Genomic DNA, 18458 nt, shown 5'->3' on the forward strand with positions numbered 1-18458 from the left:
GACCGGCCGTACGCCACCTGTGCCCACCCGCCGGCAGCCGTGCCGTCAGGCCTTCTTGACGGCCCTGCGGACCGCGAGCGCGGCCATCGGCAGCAGGACGCAGACGCCGACGAGGTTGAGCCAGCCGTAGCTCGCCCGCGCCACGATCAGGCCCGCGGCGGCGCCACCGATGCCCGCCGCCGCGTTCATGGTCAGGTCCGACAGACCCTGCACGGCGGCCCGGGCGGGCGGCGGCACCGAGTCGGTGAGCAGCGCCGAGCCCGACACCAGGCCGGCGGACCAGCCGAGACCGAGGACGAAGAGCCCCGCCGCGGTCTGCCCGTGACTGGCCCCCGCCGTCCCGGCCAGCAGCGCGGCACAGCTCAGCAGCCCCACCGCGAGGCCGATCACGGAGAGCCGGCCGAACCGGTCGGCGAGCCACCCCATCACCGGCGAGAACGCGTACATGCCCGCGATGTGACCGCTGATGACCAGCCCGACCAGTTGCAGACTCGCGCCGTGGTGCCCCAGGTCGACCGGGGTCATCACCATGATCGAGACCATCACCGTGTGCGAGGCGGCCACCGTCACCAGGGCGAGCCGGGCCATCGGTGACGCGGCCACCGCGGCGATCCCGGCCTTCAGCGAACGGCTCCGCACGGTCCCGCTGTCCTGCGGGGCCAGCGCGCGGGCGGTCAGCAGCGGGTCGGGCCGCAGCAGCACCGCCACCACCAGCGCGGCGAGCGCGAAGATCCCCGCGGCGAAGAGGAAGGGGCCCGCCTCCTCGGGGATCGAGGTGCCGGTGAAGACCCGGCTCGCGGGCGCGGCGATGTTCGGACCGAGGACGGAGCCGATCGTGGTGGCCCAGATGACGTGCGAGATGGCCCGGCCGCGCCGGTCGGGTTCGACGAGGTCGGCCGCCGCGAACCGCGCCTGCAGCGTGGCCAGCGACCCCGCCCCGAAGGCCGCCATGCCGAGCAGCAGCAGGGCGAAGCTCTCCACCACCGAGGCCAGCACCACGAGCCCCGCGCCCGCCGCGCCGATCACGTATGCGAGGACGAGCCCCGCGCGCCGCCCGCGCGCGTTCATCAGCGCGGCGAGCGGCAGCGAGAGCAGCGCCGTGCCCGCCACAGAGGCGGTCGGCGCGAGGCCCGACAGCGCCTCCGTACCGCTCACGTCGGTCGCCAGCATCGGCGCGAGGGCGATGCCGATCGGCACGCCCAGCCCACCCAGTATCTGACCGGCGATCAACACCGCGTTCGTGCGGCGGCGCAGCGCGGGCAGCGCCTCCGGCGTGGGTATGTCAGGGGCGTCGACGGTCGAAGTCACTGACGCAGTGTGCCAGTGCGCTCCCACGCGCGGAACACGGCCGCCGCGGGCGGTTCCCGGGACCGCGGGCAGGACGGCACGGACCCGGCGCGTGACTCAGAACAACGGCTGCGGCAGGACCCCCTCCAGGGCGAGCAGGTGCCGCTTCGTCTCCAGGCCGCCGCCGAAGCCGCCGATGCCGCCGTCGCGCTCCACCACGCGGTGACAGGCCACCACCACGGGCAGTGGGTTGGCACCCATCGCCATGCCGACGGCCTGGGCCGCGCCGGGCTGGCCGACACGGCGGGCCAGGTCGCCGTAGCCCACCACGGTGCCGTACGGCACGCCGGAGGCGAGCTCGCGCAGCACCTGGCGGTTGAAGCCCGATATCAGGCGCCAGTCCAGCGGCAGCTCGAAGTCGCGCCGCCGGCCCGCGAAGTACTCCCCGAGCTGACGCACCGGATCGGCGAGCAGGGGGGAGTCCGGCGCGTGGAGCGGCTCGGTGCCCAGACGGGCACCGAGCCGCTCCAGGGCCTTGTCGCGCACCGCGTCGGTGGCGTGGAAGACCACGGTGACCAGGCCCTCCCCGGTCGCGGCGAGCAGCAGGGGACCGATGTCGCTGTCGACGACGGCCCACACGGCCGCCCGCGGGTCCTGCGCAGTGGCGTTCATGCCGACCACCGTACGACCGGCCACTGACAACGCGGCCCGTCAGCCCTCGCGCAGCGCCTTGCGGACCACGTCCGGCGTGTTGGTGATGATGCCGTCCACGCCGAAGCCCGCCGCCCGCACCGTGCTCGCGGCGTCGTTGACGGTCCAGGTGAAGATCTCCAGCGGCTTGTGGTGCGGCCCCTTCACGGCGTGCAGCGCCGAGACGTAACCGGCCGAGATGGTCGTGTGCGACGCGTTGATCTGGTCGGCGAACTTCGCGTACCGCGGCAGCTCGGCGACGGCGGGCGTGCCGAGGAAGCCGGTCTTCACGTCCGGCCGCAGCGCGTGCACCTTCTTCACACTGTCCGCGCTGAAGCTCTGGACGACCAGTTTGTCCTTGACGTGGCCGCGGTCGAGCCAGCCCTCCTTGCGCAGCAACCGCAGTCCCTGCTGCTCGATGCCGGGGTACAGCTCGGGCCTCTTGAACTCGAAGACCAGGCTCTGGTGGTTGTGCGACACCCGCCGCATGTACTGCTTCAGGGTCGGTACCCGCTGGCCCGCGTACTTCGGGCTGAACCAGCTGCCCGCGTCGAGCCGGGCGATCTCCGCCGCGGTGAAGTCCTTGACGTTCCACGGTGCCCGGCCGGGGAAGACCTCCTCGACGTTCGTCGTCCGCTTCAGGGTGTCGTCGTGCACGATCACCAGCTCGCCGTCCTTGGTCCGCTGGACGTCGTTCTCCACCCAGCGGAACCCCATGTCGCGGGCCTTGTCTATCGCCGCGAGGGTGTTCTCGGGCGCGTAGGCGGAGGCGCCGCGGTGGGCGACGACGACAGGGCTGTGGTGCTTCGGGGCGCTCGGCGCCGAGGGGGTCCGCGCGGTGGCGGAGGCGGTGGGCAGGGCGAGCACACCGGCTCCGAGCAGGGCGGCGGCGGTGACGGCAGCGCGTGCGTACACGGGTACTCCTCGCGTCGTGAGATCGCGGACCGGTCGAGAGTGACAGTCGGCGGCCAACGCGAGACAGGTGCAGGATGGCCACAGGTTGAACGAAGTCGTCAAAGTCGAGGACCCCGCGCGTGGGGAACGCGATTCTTTGCCGGAAAATCGTTCGTGCGTTCCGGCGTGAGCTTTACTCTCAGCCTCAGCCGACGGCCTTTCAGACGGTCGCCGGCCGGGGGTGCATGGAACGCTTTCATGGTATTTGGGCACAACAGGTGGAAGGGCTACCGCGCATGCAGGGCACGGTCGACGGGTTCAGCTACGGAGTCGTCACACCGGTGGTGGCCTACGTCATGGCCTGCCTGGGAGGGGCGCTCGGCCTGCGCTGCACGACCAGATCGCTGCTCGTCGCCCACTCCTGGCGGCCCGGCTGGCTGGCGCTCGGCTCGGGCGCCATCGGCTCCGGCATCTGGACCATGCACTTCGTGGCGATGATGGGCTTCACCGTCGAGGAGGCCCCGATCCACTACGACAAGCCCCTCACCTTCGCGAGCCTCGCCGTCGCGATCCTGATGGTCGGCATCGGCATCTTCATCGTCGGCTACCGCGGCGCCACAGGCACCGCTCTCTTCACCGGGGGCACCATCACGGGCCTCGGTGTGGCCTCGATGCACTACCTGGGAATGGCCGGTATGCGTCTGCGCGGGACGCTGGAGTACAACACGCTGACCGTCGCCGCGTCCGTGGTGATCGCCATGGTCGCCGCGACCGCCGCTCTCTGGGCGGCCGGACAGGTCAGGGGCATCGCCTGGAGCCTGGGCGCGAGCCTCGTCATGGGCCTGGCCGTGAGCGGCATGCACTACATGGGGATGGCGGGGCTCAGCGTCCATCTGCACGGCTCGGACGCCGCGCCGCCCGGCGACTCGTCCGCCGAGATCCTCGCGCCCATGATGATCGGGCCGCTCGCCTTCCTGCTCCTCGCGGGCGTGATCGTGATGTTCGACCCGCTGATGGTCATGGGCGGCCAGGCGGACGTCAGGAACCCCGCGAACGGCGCCCGCACCCGCCAGTCCTACCCCGTCCCGCGCTCGGGCGACCGCCACGTGCCGCCGGCCCGCCGCAGCAGGACCAGGCCCCGCCCCCGCACCCGCCCCGGCTCCCGCACCCCGCAGAACTGGTGAGCGCCCACCACGGGTGAGCGCCCCCGGACCCGCCGCGCGAGGCCGCTGAGCGGCCGATCCGCCCCGGTTGTCAGTGGGGGGTCGTACGGTTGATTCCATGCGGCCCGTATCCAAGATCGAACGCACGGTGGCACCCTTCGAGGTCGTCAGTCCGTACCAGCCCAGCGGTGACCAGCCGGCGGCCATCGCCGAGCTGGACCGACGCATCCGCGCCGGCGAGAAGGACGTCGTCCTCCTCGGCGCGACCGGCACCGGCAAGTCGGCCACCACCGCGTGGATGATCGAGAAGCTCCAGCGCCCCACCCTGGTGATGGCGCCGAACAAGACGCTGGCCGCCCAGCTGGCCAACGAGTTCCGCGAGCTGCTGCCGAACAACGCCGTGGAGTACTTCGTCTCGTACTACGACTACTACCAGCCCGAGGCGTACGTCCCGCAGTCGGACACCTACATCGAGAAGGACTCCTCGATCAACGAGGAGGTCGAGCGCCTGCGCCACTCGGCCACGAACTCACTGCTGACCCGCCGTGACGTGGTCGTGGTCGCCTCGGTCTCCTGCATCTACGGCCTCGGCACCCCCCAGGAGTACGTGGACCGCATGGTCCCGCTCAAGGTCGGCGAGGAGATCGACCGCGACCAGCTGCTGCGCCGCTTCGTCGACATCCAGTACACGCGCAACGACCTGGCGTTCACCCGTGGCACCTTCCGCGTCCGCGGCGACACCATCGAGATCTTCCCGGTCTACGAGGAGCTGGCCGTCCGCATCGAGATGTTCGGTGACGAGATCGAGGCGCTCTCCACCCTCCACCCGCTCACCGGCGAGGTCATCAGCGACGACGACCACCTGTACATCTTCCCGGCCTCGCACTACGTGGCGGGCCCGGAGCGCATGGAGAAGGCGATCAACGGCATCGAGAAGGAGCTCGCCGAGCGCCTCCCCGAGCTGGAGAAGCAGGGCAAGATGCTGGAGGCCCAGCGGCTGCGCATGCGCACCACGTACGACCTGGAGATGCTCCGCCAGATCGGCTCCTGCTCCGGCGTCGAGAACTACTCGATGCACTTCGACGGCCGCGAGCCCGGCACCGCCCCGCACACCCTCATCGACTACTTCCCGGAGGACTTCCTCCTGGTCCTCGACGAGTCGCACGTCACGGTCCCCCAGATCGGCGCGATGTACGAGGGCGACGCCTCCCGCAAGCGCACCCTCGTCGACCACGGCTTCCGGCTGCCCTCCGCCCTGGACAACCGCCCGCTGAAGTGGGAGGAGTTCCTCGGCCGGATCGGACAGACGGTCTACCTCTCGGCGACCCCGGGGAAGTACGAGCTCTCGCGCGGCGACGGCTTCGTCGAGCAGATCATCCGCCCCACCGGCCTCGTCGACCCCGAGGTCGTCGTCAAGCCCACCGAGGGCCAGATCGACGACCTGGTGCACGAGATCCGTACGCGCACCGAGAAGGACGAGCGCGTCCTGGTCACCACGCTCACCAAGAAGATGGCCGAGGACCTCACCGACTACTTCCTGGAGCTGGGCATCCAGGTCCGCTACCTCCACAGCGACGTCGACACCCTGCGCCGCGTCGAGCTCCTGCGCGAGCTGCGCGCCGGTGAGTACGACGTGCTGGTCGGCATCAACCTCCTCCGCGAGGGCCTCGACCTGCCGGAGGTCTCCCTGGTGGCGATCCTCGACGCCGACAAGGAGGGCTTCCTGCGCTCGGGCACCTCCCTGATCCAGACCATCGGCCGCGCGGCGCGCAACGTCTCCGGCCAGGTCCACATGTACGCGGACAAGGTCACCCCGGCGATGGAGAAGGCCATCGACGAGACCAACCGCCGCCGGGAGAAGCAGATCGCGTACAACAAGGAGAAGGGCATCGACCCGCAGCCCCTCCGCAAAAAGATCAACGACATCGTGTCGGCGATCGCGCGCGAGGAGGTCGACACCGAGCAGCTCCTCGGCACCGACTACCGCAAGCCGAAGGCGGGCAAGGGCGCCAAGGCTCCCGTGCCCGCACTCGGCGGCGACGCGGGCAAGGCGGCCGAGCCCGCCAAGGGCAAGACGAAGGCGAAGGGCAAGAAGGGCGCGGAGACGGTCCCGACCGACCGCCCCGCGGCCGAACTGGCCGAGCAGATCGAGGAGATGACCGAGCGGATGCGCGCGGCCGCCGCCGACCTCCAGTTCGAGATCGCCGCCCGACTGCGCGACGAGGTCTCGGAGATGAAGAAGGAGCTCCGCCAGATGCGGGAGGCGGGCCAGGCCTAGCGGTGTCCCGTCCCACCCGCGGGACGGGTGGGACGAGCCCCGGGGGAGGGGCGGGACGGCCGACCGGACGGTCTGTTGCAAGACCGCCACAAAGTGCCGCCCGGAGTGCTGCGCCCCAGGTGGCGGTGCATAGGGTGCTGGGCAACCGCAAGAGGCGGTTGCCCAGGCAGTTCGAGAGGGGACAGCGCGTGACGGTCAACATGACCAAGGGTCAGGCCATCAGCCTGCAGAAGGACGACGGGGGCGCCCTGACCGCGGTGCGCATGGGACTGGGGTGGCAGGCCGCCCCGCGCCGGGGACTGTTCGGCACACGGACGCGCGAGATCGACCTGGACGCGTCGGCGGTGCTGTTCGCCGACAAGCAGCCGGTCGACGTCGTGTTCTTCCGCCACCTGGTCAGCGACGACGGCTCGGTGCGGCACACCGGCGACAACCTCGTGGGCGGCGTCGGCCAGGGCGGGGACGACGAGGCGATCCTCGTCGACCTCCAGCGCGTTCCCGTCCACATCGACCAGATCGTCTTCACGGTGAACTCCTTCACCGGCCAGACCTTCCAGGAGGTGCAGAACGCGTTCTGCCGCCTCGTCGACGAGACCAACGGCCAGGAGCTGGCCCGCTACACGCTGGACGGCGGCGGCCAGTACACCGCGCAGATCATGGCGAAGGTCCACCGCGCGGGCGCCGGCTGGCAGATGACGGCCATCGGCAACCCGGCCAACGGCCGCACCTTCCAGGACCTGATGCCGTCCATCCTGCCGCACCTGTGAGCACGCCCCCGCACCGCGCCTGACGGCGACGACCGCCCGTCCGCACGACGTACGCGGTGCGCGGGAGGACATACGTGGTACGGGGTGCCGTCGGCATCAGGGCGCCGGCGAACCACCGGGTCCGAGCGGAGTACCGGGCCCCGCCGAAGTACGAGGCACGAGCGAAGCACGGGGGCTCGACGGGAGCCCTTTCGAGGGGGAACGAACGCGATGACGGCCGAGCTGGTGCGGGGACAGAACCACCCGCTTCCCGAAAACCGCCTGGAGATCCGCGTGTCCGCGGGCAAGCCGGTCGTCGCGGGCGCCACGCTCGGCGACGAGCGGGGCCGGGTCCGCGGCGTGGAGTGGGTCGCCCACCCCGGGTCGCCCACCCTGCCGGGCCTCGAGGTCTCCCGGCAGGCGGCGGCCGACCACCGCCTCGCCGTGGATCTCGACGCCATGCCGGACACCGTCCACCGGATCAGCGTGCTGCTCGCCCTGCCGGCCGGCGTGGGGGGCCCGGTCAGCTTCCGTGCCCTCGCCGCCCCCTTCGTCGCGGTCACCGCGCTGGACGGCACCGAGGTCGCCGGTTACACGCTCACCGACCTGGACACCGAGTCCGCCGTCGTCGCCCTGGAGCTCTACCGCCGCCAGGGCGCCTGGAAGGTCCGCGCGGTCGGCCAGGGGTACGCGGGCGGCCTCGCCGAGATGCTCACCGACCAGGGGCTGCCAGAGGCGCGCGAGCTGGCGGCCTCGATCGACGACGCGGTCGCCCGGGGCCTGGCCCGCTCCGTGGCCGCCCCGCCGCAGCGCTCCACCGACGACACCCACGTACGCACCGGGTCCCCGGCCCAGGCTCAGGCCCCGGCCCCGGCCCCGGCCCAAGCTCAGGGCCGGACCGCGCCCCAGCCGGACCACCCGCTCCACCCCGACCACCCCGCCGACGACACACCGCCCCCGCCCCCAGCCCCGCCGGCCGACCCCCCGAGCGCCGCCGCTCCCGTCGACTACACCCACCCGAGCCGCCGCACCACCGCGCCTCCCACGCCCCCGCCCACCGCGCCCCCGGCCGCGCCCGGGCAGCCCGCCCGGCCCGTCGCCGGGGACGCCACCGGCTGGTCGATGGAGGAGCGGCTCTACAACCAGGTGTGGGGCATGTTCGAGGACCTGGCCCGCACCACCGCCGCGTACCGCAGCGCCGTCGACTTCGCCGACTCCCGCAGGGAACAGGAGCTCGACAAGGCCCTGTCCGACCCGCGCAGCCGCATCGGCGGCGCCGGTGACGCCGCGCGCCGGACCGCCCGCGCCAAACACGCCGACCTGGTCGGCCAGGCCAAGGCCGCCCTAGACCGCGACCTCGGCCAGCTCGTCGCCGAGGCGGAGGTCGTCGAGCCCGCGCTGCCCCCGGCGTTCGCGGCATGGAGCAGCCCCGTCTGGCACGCCTACCGCACGCCGATGGAGATCCCGATGGCGCTGCGCCTCGGCGACCTCCACCTCCCCGAGCGCGTCGATCTGCGCATCCCGATGCTGGTCCGGCTGCCCCTCGAGCGCGGCCTGTGGATCGACAGCGGCAGGGAGCTCACCAACCACGCCACCGACGCCACCGCGCTGCGCCGCCTCGCCGTGGACACCGCGGTCCTGCACGCGGCACGGCTGCTCGCGGCCTATCCGGCGAACGAGTTCCAGGTGCACGTCATCGACGCGTCGGGCACCGCGGCGTCCGCGCTCGCGCCGCTCGTGACGGCCGGTGTCCTCGCCGCGCCCCCGGCCGCCGGGGCGGCGGGCGTCGCCGACGTCCTCGGCAGGCTGACGCGGCGCGTGGACCTGGTCCAGATGGCGGTCCGCGGCGGCGCCGCCGACGCGCTGCCCCCGGACCTGGACACCGCGGAGCAGCTCCTGATCGTCAACGACTTCCCGCACGGCTTCGACGACCGCGCGGTGACCCGGCTGCGGTACCTCGCGGACGAGGGCCCGGCCGTCGGCGTCCACCTGATGATGGTCGCCGACCGCGAGGACGCCGCGGAGTACGGGCCGCTGCTCGATCCCCTGTGGCGCGCGCTGCTGCGGCTGACGCCGGTGCCCGACGACCACCTGGCCGACCCCTGGGTCGGTCACGCGTGGACGTACGACCCGCCGGCCGTCCCGCCGGGCAGCGGGATCCTGCGCCAGATCCTCGACCGGGTCGCCACGGCCCGGCGCACCGGTGGACGTTGACGCCAAAGCGACTTTTGTACGGCCCTGACCAGGGCCTTTGGCTCTTGTTTGCCAAGCCCTTTACCAATCCTTGGTGTTTCGCGTACGCTTCTACCTGCGGAGGGGAGTACTCCCGGCTGCGACGTACCCGTCAATACGGACCGCCATCGGTCCCGGGGCGTCGGCCCGACTCACGGCGGTGACCGCCTCGGGTGGAAGAGACCTCCGGCAGCGACGACGCTGATCAGTAGCCGTACGACGCCGGAGGCGCAGTGGACGTTTCAATGACCCTGTGGGTGACGACCGTTCTCGGTCTGTGTGCCCTGATCGCGGTCGACTTCTTCATCGGGCGCAAGCCCCATGACGTGTCGATCAAGGAAGCCGGAATATGGACGGTCGTCTGGATCGTCCTCGCGGCGCTCTTCGGAGTCGGCCTGCTGGTCGCCGGTGAGAGCCAGGCGTCCGGCGAGTTCTTCGCGGGCTTCATCACCGAGAAGTCGCTCTCCGTCGACAACCTCTTCGTCTTCATCCTGATCATGGCGAAGTTCTCGGTGCCCTCCCACCTCCAGCAGCGGGTGCTGCTGTTCGGTGTGCTGATCGCCCTGGTCCTGCGCGCGATCTTCATCGCCGCCGGCGCCGCGGTGATCGCCAACTTCTCGTGGGTCTTCTACATCTTCGGCGCGTTCCTGATCTACACCGCCTGGAAGCTCATCCAGGAGGCGCGCGCCGACGAGGAGGAAGAGGAGTTCGAGGAGAACCGCCTCCTGAAGTCCATCGAGAAGAAGTTCGGCGTCTCCGACCGGTACGAGGGCACAAAGCTCTTCATCCGGAAGAACGGCAAGAAGATCATGACGCCCCTCATGGTCGTCATGCTCGCCATCGGCACCACCGACGTCCTCTTCGCGATGGACTCCATCCCGGCGATCTTCGGCCTCACCCAGGACCCGTACATCGTCTTCACCGCCAACGCCTTCGCCCTGATGGGCCTGCGCCAGCTGTACTTCCTCATCGGCGGACTGCTCAGGAAGCTGGTCCACCTCAGCTACGGCCTGTCGGTGATCCTCGGCTTCATCGGCGTGAAGCTGGTGCTGCACGCCCTGCACGAGAACGGGGTGCACGTCCCCGAGATCTCCATCCCGGTCTCGCTCGGCGTCATCTGCGGCGTCCTGGTGATCACCACGATCACCAGCCTCATCGCCTCCAAGAAGCAGGAGCAGCGAGCGGCGGCCGAGGCCGAGGACGAAAACCGCAAGGACAGCATCGAGGCCTGACGCCCGGCGTCTCCCGCCCGCTCCAGGGCGGGGGACACCGAGTAGCGGTACCCAGGCGCCCGGGGCAGCATCGAGTCATGGTCACTCGGCTCCGGGCGCTCGGCATGCAGTGGACGGCCGTGGTGCCGGTCCTCGCGATCGTTCTCCTCGCGCTCACCTGGGGGCGGGACCTGCCGGGCGCGGTCGTCGCCGTGGTGACGCTGATCCTCGCGGGCGCGGTGCTGGCCGCCGTCCACCACGCCGAGGTGATCGCGCACCGCGTCGGCGAGCCTTTCGGCTCGCTCGTCCTCGCGGTCGCGGTGACGATCATCGAGGTGGCGCTCATCGTCACCCTCATGGCCGACGGCGGCGACAAGAGCTCCACCCTGGCGCGGGACACCGTCTTCGCCGCCGTGATGATCACCTGCAACGGCATCGTGGGGCTCTGTCTCCTGGCGGGCGCGCTGCGCCACCGCGTCGCCGTCTTCAACTCCGAGGGCACCGGCGCCGCCCTCGCGACCGTCGCCACCCTGGCCACGCTCTGCCTGGTCCTGCCGACGTTCACCACCTCCAAGCCCGGCCCGGAGTTCTCCACGGCCCAGCTCACCTTCGCCGCGGTGGCCGCCCTCATCCTGTACGGCCTGTTCGTGACCACCCAGACCGTGCGCCACCGCGACTACTTCCTGCCCGTCACCCGCCAGGGAGACGTCATCGACGCCGACAGCCACGCGGAGGGCCCCTCCGCGCGGCAGGCGCTGCTCAGCCTCGGACTGCTCGCCCTCGCCCTGATCGGGGTGGTCGGCCTAGCCAAGGGCGTCTCCCCGACGATCGAGTCGGGGGTGGAGAGCGCCGGCATGCCGCACGCCGTCGTCGGCGTGATCATCGCGCTCCTCGTGCTGCTCCCGGAGACCATCGCCGCGGTGCGCGCGACCCGCCGCGACCGCGTGCAGACCAGCCTGAACCTCGCCCTCGGCTCGGCGATGGCCAGCATCGGACTGACCATCCCGGCCGTCGCCGTCGCCTCCGTGTGGCTGACCGGGCCGCTGGTGCTCGGCCTCGGCGCGACCCACATGGTGCTGCTGGTCCTCACGGTGGTCGTCAGTACGCTCACCGTCGTGCCGGGCCGCGCCACACCGTTGCAGGGCGGCGTCCACCTGGTGCTGTTCGCCGCCTATCTGGAGCTGGCGATCAACCCATAGCGGCCGCCTCGGAGACCCGCACCGGCCGGGTCTCCGGCAGCAGGGCGAAACAGCCGAGGCTCAGCAGCGCGATCCCCGTCAGATACGCGGCCACGCCCCACGGCTTGCCGTTCCCCGAGGCCACCGCCGTCGCCACGATCGGGGTGAGCGCGCCCCCGAGGACCCCGCCGAGGTTGTAGCCGACCGCGGCCCCCGTGCAGCGCACCCGGGGCTCGTACAGCTCCGGCAGATACGCGGCCACCACGGCGAACACCGTGATGAACGCGATCAGCGCCACCAGGAACCCGGCGAACATCAGCAGGGGCCGGCCGGTCGAGAACAGCGCGATCATGGGGAACATCCACAGCGCCGACGCCGCGCACCCGGCCAGACACAGCGGCCGCCGCCCGTACCGGTCGCCGAGCACGGCCGCCACCGGCGTCAGAGCGCCCTTCACCACGACCGCCGCCATGACGCAGGCGAGCATGACCGTGCGGCTCACCCCGAGCCGCTCGACGCCGTAGGAGAGCGACCACGTCGTCACCGCGTAGAACACGGCGTACCCGAAGGCGAGCGCGCCCGCCGTCAGGAGGACCAGTCGCCAGTGCCCGCGCACCACTTCGGCGAGCGGCATGCGCGCGTGCTCGCGCAGCCGCAGGAAGTCCGGGCTCTCCGCGATCGAGGCGCGCAGCGCCAGACCCGCCGCCACGAGCAGCCCCGCCGCCCAGAACGGCACGCGCCACCCCCAGGCCGCGAACTGCGCATCGGTGAGCGTCGCCGAGAGGGCCAGCATGATGCCGTTGGCCAGCAGGAAGCCGACCGAGGGGCCGATCTGCGGAAAGCTCGCCCACAGCCCCCGCCGCTCGGCCGGCGCGTGCTCCGCGGTGAGCAGGACGGCGCCGCCCCACTCGCCGCCGAGCCCGAGCCCCTGCAGAAAGCGCAGCACGAGGAGGAGCAGCGGAGCGCCGACGCCGATCGACTCGTACGTGGGCACACAGCCGACGGCGACCGTGGCGAGGCCGGTGAGAAGCAGCGACACGACGAGCACGGGCCGCCGTCCGTGCCGGTCGCCGACGTGCCCGAAGACGACGGAGCCGAGGGGGCGCGCCACGAAGCCCACGGCGAAGGTGGCGAAGGCGGCGAGGGTCCCGGCGAGCGGGGAGAAGGTGGGGAAGAACAGCGGCCCCAGGACCAGCGCCGCGGCCGTCCCGTAGATGAAGAAGTCGTAGAACTCGATGGCGGTCCCGGCGAGCGAGGCGGCCGCGAGCCGCGGCAGGGAGGGCGACGGAGGCGAGGGTGGTGCGGATCGACGCATGCCGCGAAAACTACCCTGCGTGATCAATGGTCACGCAGGGTTGTGGGGGCGTGCGGTGGTGCAGGGGCGCCTCGGGGGCGGGAGCGCGGGCGGCGGGGCCCACGGAGAGCGCATTAATCGTTCGGCGTCTCCCGCGCGCGGGGGGCGTGATAGACCTCCCCTATGACGCGCAGCCTCGCCACCGCCCCGATCATGGTCCTGAACGGCCCGAACCTGAACCTCCTCGGCCGGCGCCAGCCCGAGATCTACGGCACCGACACCCTCGCCGACGTCGAGGCCCTGTGCGCCAAGGCGGCGGCCGCGCACGGTGGGACCGTGGACCTGCGACAGAGCAACCACGAGGGCGAGTTGGTCGACTGGATCCACGAGGCGCGCGAGCACCACGCGGGCATCGTCATCAACCCCGCGGCCTACTCCCACACCTCCGTGGCGATCCTGGACGCCCTCAACACCTGTGACGGAATGCCCGTGTTGGAGGTGCACATCTCCAACATCCACCAGCGCGAGGCGTTCCGGCACCACAGCTACGTCTCGCAGCGCGCCGACGGCGTCATCGCGGGATGCGGCGTGCAGGGGTACGCGTTCGCGGTGGAGCGGGTGGCGGCGCTGCTCGCCGCCGGGGCGTGACGCGCACCCCCTGACGGGCCGCCCGCGTCACCAGCCGCGGGCGCGCCACTCCGCGAGGTGCGGGCGCTCGGCGCCGAGCGTCGTGTCCCCGCCGTGGCCGGGGTAGACCCACGTCTCGTCCGAGAGCGTGCCGAAGATCTTCGTCTCCACGTCGTCGATCAGGCTCGCGAAGGCCTTCGGGTCCTTCCATGTGTTGCCGACGCCGCCCGGGAAGAGGCAGTCCCCGGTGAACACGTGCGCGTGGCCGTGCGGGTCGTCGTAGACGAGCGCGATCGAACCCGGGGTGTGCCCCACCAGGTGGCGGGCGGTCAGCGTGACGCGGCCGACCGTGATCGTGTCGCCGTCGTCCACCAGGACGTCCGTCGGCACCGGGATGCCGGGGGCGTCCTCGCGACCCGCGTAGGTGCGCGCGCCGGTCGCCGACACGACGGCCGCCAGAGCCTGCCAGTGGTCGCCGTGCTGATGCGTGGTGACGACGGACGCGATGCCGTCGTCACCGATCAGCGTCAGCAGCGTCTCGGCGTCGTTCGCGGCATCCACCAGGAGTTGCTCGCCGGTGGCCCGGCAGCGCAACAGATAGGCGTTGTTGTCCATCGGTCCGACCGCGACCTTCGAAATCATCAGGTCCGGCAGCTCGTGCACATCCGCGGGCCCGCCGACCTTCACCGCTCCGCTGTACGTCATGTCCGCCAGCCTATAGCGGGGGCAGCGCGGGAAGGAGGCCGCCTTCGGCCGTGAGCGCGGAGCCGTCACGGCGGCCGGCGAGCCAGCCGAGGATGTCGGCCTGGCGCCCGCTGACGGTGACATCCCAGGAGGGCTCCCGGCCGTCCCGGACCTGCTGCTCGGTGACGCCTTCCACCGACCCCGTGGCCAACATCCGGCCGTCGTCCTGCCTGATCGCGATCGCGGGCAGCCCCGGCGCGTTCCGGAACCGGGCCGTCAGGAAGTTGATCTCGCGCTGCGTGAACTCCGCCGACAGGTCCTCCAGCTCGTACCCGATCCCCAGGTCCACGTGGTGCAGCTCGACCTCGATCCAGCGGCGGAACGGCACCCGCGACGCCGAGTCCGTGACGCCGTTGCGGAGCTCCACCGTGCGGGACCAGTCGGCGGGCCTCTCGCCCTCGGCCCGGAAACGCTCCGCGCTCTCCCGCACGTCGTCCAGCTGCGCCGCGAGCCCGCGCGGCGCGTCCCGCTCGATGTCCGCGTCCCGCGCCTCGGCGCTGACGTACATCGGCCGCCCGGCGAGCACGTTCACGAGCGCGTCCGCGTTCCGCGCGAGGTGGGCCAGCACGTGGCCGCGGCTCCAGCCGGGGAGGCGTGACGGCTCGGCGATCGAATCGTTGTTCAGTTTCGCCGCTGCGGTGAGCAGTCGGTCGGTCGCGTCACGTACAGACGCCAGGTCGCGCACATGATCCATCATGCGGTCGACGATAGCCGCGTCACACGGACGGGTGAAGAGCTCCGAACGCGGGCGGAAATCGAATACACGTGCTATATGGTCGAGAGCGGCATCGGGCATTCTTGAAGGTCCGGGTTTGTTGTGTACGTGGAACCAGGGAAGCAGCCCGGCGTTGTCAGTGGCTCGCCCTAGTCTGTGAACGACGGGGTTCTGCCCCTGTCACTTCTCTCAAGAAAGGTGCGGACCGGCGTGGCCGACCGTCTCATCGTCCGTGGCGCGCGCGAGCACAATCTCAAGAACGTCTCGCTCGACCTCCCGCGCGACTCCCTCATCGTCTTCACCGGACTCTCCGGGTCGGGCAAGTCCTCGCTCGCGTTCGACACGATCTTCGCCGAGGGCCAGCGGCGTTACGTGGAGTCCCTCTCCTCGTACGCCCGGCAGTTCCTCGGGCAGATGGACAAGCCCGACGTCGACTTCATCGAGGGTCTCTCGCCCGCGGTCTCCATCGACCAGAAATCGACCTCGCGCAACCCGCGCTCGACGGTCGGCACCATCACCGAGGTCTACGACTATCTGCGCCTGCTCTTCGCGCGCATCGGCAAGCCGCACTGCCCCGAGTGCGGCCGCCCCATCTCCCGGCAGTCGCCGCAGGCCATCGTCGACAAGGTCCTCGAGCTGCCCGAGGGCAGCCGCTTCCAGGTCCTGTCCCCGCTGGTGCGCGAGCGCAAGGGCGAGTTCGTCGACCTCTTCGCCGACCTGCAGACCAAGGGCTACAGCCGCGCCCGGGTCGACGGCGAGACGATCCAGCTCTCCGAGCCGCCCACGCTGAAGAAGCAGGAGAAGCACACCATCGAGGTGGTCGTCGACCGCCTCACGGTGAAGGACTCCGCCAAGCGCCGGCTCACCGACTCCGTGGAGACCGCCCTCGGCCTCTCCGGCGGCATGGTCGTGCTCGACTTCGTCGACCTCGCGGAGGACGACCCCGAGCGCGAGCGCATGTACTCGGAGCACCTCTACTGCCCGTACGACGACCTCTCCTTCGAGGAGCTGGAGCCCCGCTCCTTCTCCTTCAACTCGCCCTTCGGCGCCTGCCCGGACTGCACCGGCATCGGCACCCGCATGGAGGTCGACCCGGAGCTCATCGTCCCGGACGAGGACAAGTCGCTCGACGAGGGAGCCATCCACCCCTGGTCGCACGGCCACACCAAGGAGTACTTCGGGCGGCTCGTGGGAGCCCTCTCCGACGCGCTCGGCTTCCGTACCGACATCCCGTGGGCCGGACTTCCGCAGCGCGCCAAGAAGGCCCTCCTCAACGGCCACCGCACCCAGATCGAGGTCCGCTACCGCAACCGGTACGGCCGCGAGCGGGTCTACACCACCGCCTTCGAAGGTGCCGTCCCCTTCGTCAAGCGCCGCCACAGCGAGGCCGAGAGCGACGCGAGCCGCGAGCGCTTCGAGGGCTACATGCGCGAGGTGCCCTGCCCCACCTGTGAGGGCACCCGCCTCAAGCCGATCGTGCTGGCCGTCTCGGTCATGGGGAAGTCGATCGCCGAGGTCTCCGCGATGTCGATCAGCGACTGCGCGGACTTCCTCGCGCAGCTGAAGCTGGGCGCGCGCGACAAGAAGATCGCCGAGCGCGTGCTCAAGGAGGTCAACGAACGCCTGCGCTTCCTGGTCGACGTCGGCCTCGACTACCTCTCGCTGAACCGCGCCGCGGGCACCCTCTCCGGCGGCGAGGCCCAGCGCATCCGCCTCGCCACACAGATCGGCTCCGGCCTGGTCGGCGTGCTGTACGTCCTGGACGAGCCGTCCATCGGTCTGCACCAGCGCGACAACCACCGTCTGATCGAGACCCTCGTGCGCCTGCGCGACATGGGCAACACGCTCATCGTCGTCGAGCACGACGAGGACACCATCAAGGTCGCCGACTGGGTCGTCGACATCGGCCCCGGCGCCGGTGAGCACGGCGGCAAGGTCGTGCACAGCGGCTCCATGAAGGAACTGCTCGCCAACGACAAGTCGATCACCGGTCAGTACCTCTCGGGCAAGCGGTCCATCCCGGTGCCGGACGTGCGCCGCCCCGCCGACCCCTCCCGGCAGCTCACGGTGCACGGCGCCCGCGAGAACAACCTCCAGGACATCGACGTCTCCTTCCCGCTCGGTGTGCTCACCGCGGTCACGGGTGTCTCCGGCTCCGGCAAGTCGACGCTGGTCAACGACATCCTGTACACGCACCTGGCCCGTGAGCTGAACGGCGCCCGCTCCGTCCCGGGCCGGCACACGCGCGTGGAGGGCGACGACCTGGTCGACAAGGTCGTGCACGTCGACCAGTCGCCGATCGGCCGCACCCCGCGCTCGAACCCGGCGACGTACACCGGAGTCTTCGACCACGTCCGCCGCCTCTTCGCGGAGACGACGGAGGCGAAGGTCCGGGGTTACCTCCCCGGCCGCTTCTCCTTCAACGTCAAGGGCGGCCGCTGCGAGAACTGCTCCGGCGACGGCACCATCAAGATCGAGATGAACTTCCTCCCGGACGTGTACGTGCCGTGCGAGGTCTGCCACGGCGCGCGGTACAACCGCGAGACGCTGGACGTGCACTACAAGGGCAAGTCCATCGCCGAGGTCCTCGACATGCCGATCGAGGAGGCGCTCGACTTCTTCGAGGCGGTGCCCGGCATCGCGCGGCACCTGAAGACCCTCAACGACGTCGGCCTCGGGTATGTGCGCCTCGGCCAGTCGGCGCCCACGCTCTCCGGCGGCGAGGCCCAGCGCGTGAAGCTGGCCTCCGAGCTCCAGAAGCGCTCCACCGGCCGGACGGTGTACGTCCTGGACGAGCCGACGACCGGTCTGCACTTCGAGGACATCAGCAAGCTGATCACGGTCCTCTCCGGCCTGGTCGACAAGGGCAACACGGTCATCGTCATCGAGCACAACCTCGACGTGATCAAGACCGCGGACTGGGTCGTCGACATGGGCCCCGAGGGTGGCAACGGCGGCGGTCTCGTCGTCGCCGAGGGCACGCCCGAGGAGGTGGCGGGCGTCGCCACCAGCCACACCGGCAAGTTCCTCCGGGACATCATCTCGGCGGACCGGATCAGCGACGCGGTGCCCTCGCGGGGGCGGTCGGCGAAGAAGGCCGCCCCGCGCAAGACGTCCGCGAAGAAGGCCGCCAAGAAGACGGTGGCGGCGAGCGCCACCGCCACCAAGCGGACGGCCACGGCCAAGGCGGACGCCCCCGCGAAGAAGACCGCCGCGAAGAAGACCGCGGCCACGAAGGGCGCGACCGCCGCGAAGAAGACGGCCGCGGCCAAGAAGCCGGCCGCCAAGAAGGCGGCGCGGGCTCGCAAGGCCTGACCGGCAGCCCCTGAGGGCCGCGCCGCACGGCCCGGCGACGTGCGCGCCCGACGCCAAGCGCCCCATCCCCCACCAGGGATGGGG

Annotated in this window: 14 protein-coding genes; 8 read left to right on the forward strand and 6 right to left on the reverse strand. The window is 71.2% G+C overall.

The genetic code is table 11. The features are described from left to right. Nucleotides 1-45 precede the first annotated feature (45 nt). The 3 genes from ACZ6B8_RS30185 to ACZ6B8_RS30195 form a co-directional block, all read right to left on the reverse strand. The gene (locus ACZ6B8_RS30185; protein WP_471075857.1) at nucleotides 46-1308 is read right to left on the reverse strand and encodes an MFS transporter; all 1263 of its coding nucleotides are present in this window, start codon (nucleotides 1306-1308) and stop codon (nucleotides 46-48) included. A gap of 96 nt (nucleotides 1309-1404) precedes the next feature. After that, nucleotides 1405-1959 carry a methylated-DNA--[protein]-cysteine S-methyltransferase gene (locus tag ACZ6B8_RS30190; protein WP_471609279.1) on the reverse strand — a complete coding sequence of 185 codons (555 nt, stop codon included), beginning with the start codon at nucleotides 1957-1959 and terminating at the stop codon, nucleotides 1405-1407. A gap of 39 nt (nucleotides 1960-1998) precedes the next feature. Beyond that, nucleotides 1999-2892, reverse strand: a complete 894-nt coding sequence (locus ACZ6B8_RS30195; protein WP_471075863.1) for a glycerophosphodiester phosphodiesterase — start codon at nucleotides 2890-2892, stop codon at nucleotides 1999-2001. A gap of 275 nt (nucleotides 2893-3167) precedes the next feature. On the opposite strand from ACZ6B8_RS30195, the gene ACZ6B8_RS30200 reads away from it, so the two are divergent. The 6 genes from ACZ6B8_RS30200 (at nucleotide 3168) to ACZ6B8_RS30225 (ending at nucleotide 11700) form a co-directional block, all read left to right on the forward strand. Further along, nucleotides 3168-4055: an MHYT domain-containing protein gene (locus ACZ6B8_RS30200; RefSeq protein WP_471075866.1), complete on the forward strand. Its 888-nt coding sequence runs from the start codon at nucleotides 3168-3170 to the stop codon at nucleotides 4053-4055. A gap of 97 nt (nucleotides 4056-4152) precedes the next feature. After that, nucleotides 4153-6312, forward strand: coding sequence for an excinuclease ABC subunit UvrB (uvrB, locus tag ACZ6B8_RS30205; RefSeq protein ID WP_471075869.1), 2160 nt, complete (start codon nucleotides 4153-4155; stop codon nucleotides 6310-6312). A gap of 188 nt (nucleotides 6313-6500) precedes the next feature. After that, a complete protein-coding gene (locus ACZ6B8_RS30210) occupies nucleotides 6501-7079 on the forward strand; it encodes a TerD family protein (protein ID WP_355817887.1) in 579 nt (192 codons plus the stop codon). Nucleotides 7080-7289: 210 nt separating this feature from the next. After that, the gene (locus tag ACZ6B8_RS30215; protein ID WP_471609280.1) at nucleotides 7290-9272 is read left to right on the forward strand and encodes a TerD family protein; all 1983 of its coding nucleotides are present in this window, start codon (nucleotides 7290-7292) and stop codon (nucleotides 9270-9272) included. Nucleotides 9273-9523: 251 nt separating this feature from the next. Next, the gene (locus tag ACZ6B8_RS30220) at nucleotides 9524-10522 is read left to right on the forward strand and encodes a TerC family protein (RefSeq protein WP_471609281.1); all 999 of its coding nucleotides are present in this window, start codon (nucleotides 9524-9526) and stop codon (nucleotides 10520-10522) included. 77 nt (nucleotides 10523-10599) lie between these two features. Next, on the forward strand, nucleotides 10600-11700 hold the full coding sequence (locus ACZ6B8_RS30225) for a calcium:cation antiporter (RefSeq protein WP_471075879.1): 1101 nt from the start codon (nucleotides 10600-10602) through the stop codon (nucleotides 11698-11700). Here the strand turns inward: ACZ6B8_RS30225 and ACZ6B8_RS30230 are convergent. After that, a complete protein-coding gene (locus ACZ6B8_RS30230) occupies nucleotides 11690-12994 on the reverse strand; it encodes an MFS transporter (RefSeq protein WP_471609282.1) in 1305 nt (434 codons plus the stop codon). The two genes, ACZ6B8_RS30225 and ACZ6B8_RS30230, sit on opposite strands and share 11 nt — an antisense overlap. A 162-nt stretch (nucleotides 12995-13156) precedes the next feature. On the opposite strand from ACZ6B8_RS30230, the gene aroQ reads away from it, so the two are divergent. Further along, the gene (gene aroQ / locus ACZ6B8_RS30235; RefSeq protein WP_471075885.1) at nucleotides 13157-13621 is read left to right on the forward strand and encodes a type II 3-dehydroquinate dehydratase; all 465 of its coding nucleotides are present in this window, start codon (nucleotides 13157-13159) and stop codon (nucleotides 13619-13621) included. 27 nt (nucleotides 13622-13648) lie between these two features. Here aroQ and ACZ6B8_RS30240 read toward each other — a convergent pair whose 3' ends face one another. Together ACZ6B8_RS30240 and ACZ6B8_RS30245 are read right to left on the reverse strand one after the other, a co-directional pair. Then, nucleotides 13649-14305, reverse strand: a complete 657-nt coding sequence (locus ACZ6B8_RS30240) for an MBL fold metallo-hydrolase (protein WP_471075888.1) — start codon at nucleotides 14303-14305, stop codon at nucleotides 13649-13651. 10 nt (nucleotides 14306-14315) lie between these two features. Further along, nucleotides 14316-15041 (reverse strand): maleylpyruvate isomerase family mycothiol-dependent enzyme, encoded by a 726-nt coding sequence (locus ACZ6B8_RS30245; RefSeq protein WP_471609283.1) that lies wholly within the window; start codon nucleotides 15039-15041, stop codon nucleotides 14316-14318. A 228-nt stretch (nucleotides 15042-15269) separates the two neighbouring features. On the opposite strand from ACZ6B8_RS30245, the gene uvrA reads away from it, so the two are divergent. Next, entirely contained in the window at nucleotides 15270-18374 is a 3105-nt protein-coding gene (uvrA, locus tag ACZ6B8_RS30250) for an excinuclease ABC subunit UvrA (RefSeq protein ID WP_471609284.1), read from the forward strand. Nucleotides 18375-18458 lie beyond the last annotated feature (84 nt).

The sequence above is a fragment of the Streptomyces sp. NPDC041122 genome, assembly GCF_055592445.1.

Bases quoted from the DNA above. Each gene is read 5' to 3' on its own strand.
- ACZ6B8_RS30240 (WP_471075888.1), bottom strand. From the start codon at position 14,305: ATGACGTACAGCGGAGCGGTGAAGGTCGGCGGGCCCGCGGATGTGCAC.
- ACZ6B8_RS30230 (WP_471609282.1), bottom strand. From the start codon at position 12,994: ATGCGTCGATCCGCACCACCCTCGCCTCCGTCGCCCTCCCTGCCGCGG.
- ACZ6B8_RS30200 (WP_471075866.1), top strand. From the start codon at position 3,168: ATGCAGGGCACGGTCGACGGGTTCAGCTACGGAGTCGTCACACCGGTG.
- ACZ6B8_RS30190 (WP_471609279.1), bottom strand. From the start codon at position 1,959: ATGAACGCCACTGCGCAGGACCCGCGGGCGGCCGTGTGGGCCGTCGTC.
- uvrB (WP_471075869.1), top strand. From the start codon at position 4,153: ATGCGGCCCGTATCCAAGATCGAACGCACGGTGGCACCCTTCGAGGTC.
- aroQ (WP_471075885.1), top strand. From the start codon at position 13,157: ATGACGCGCAGCCTCGCCACCGCCCCGATCATGGTCCTGAACGGCCCG.
- ACZ6B8_RS30215 (WP_471609280.1), top strand. From the start codon at position 7,290: ATGACGGCCGAGCTGGTGCGGGGACAGAACCACCCGCTTCCCGAAAAC.
- ACZ6B8_RS30245 (WP_471609283.1), bottom strand. From the start codon at position 15,041: ATGATGGATCATGTGCGCGACCTGGCGTCTGTACGTGACGCGACCGAC.
- ACZ6B8_RS30225 (WP_471075879.1), top strand. From the start codon at position 10,600: ATGGTCACTCGGCTCCGGGCGCTCGGCATGCAGTGGACGGCCGTGGTG.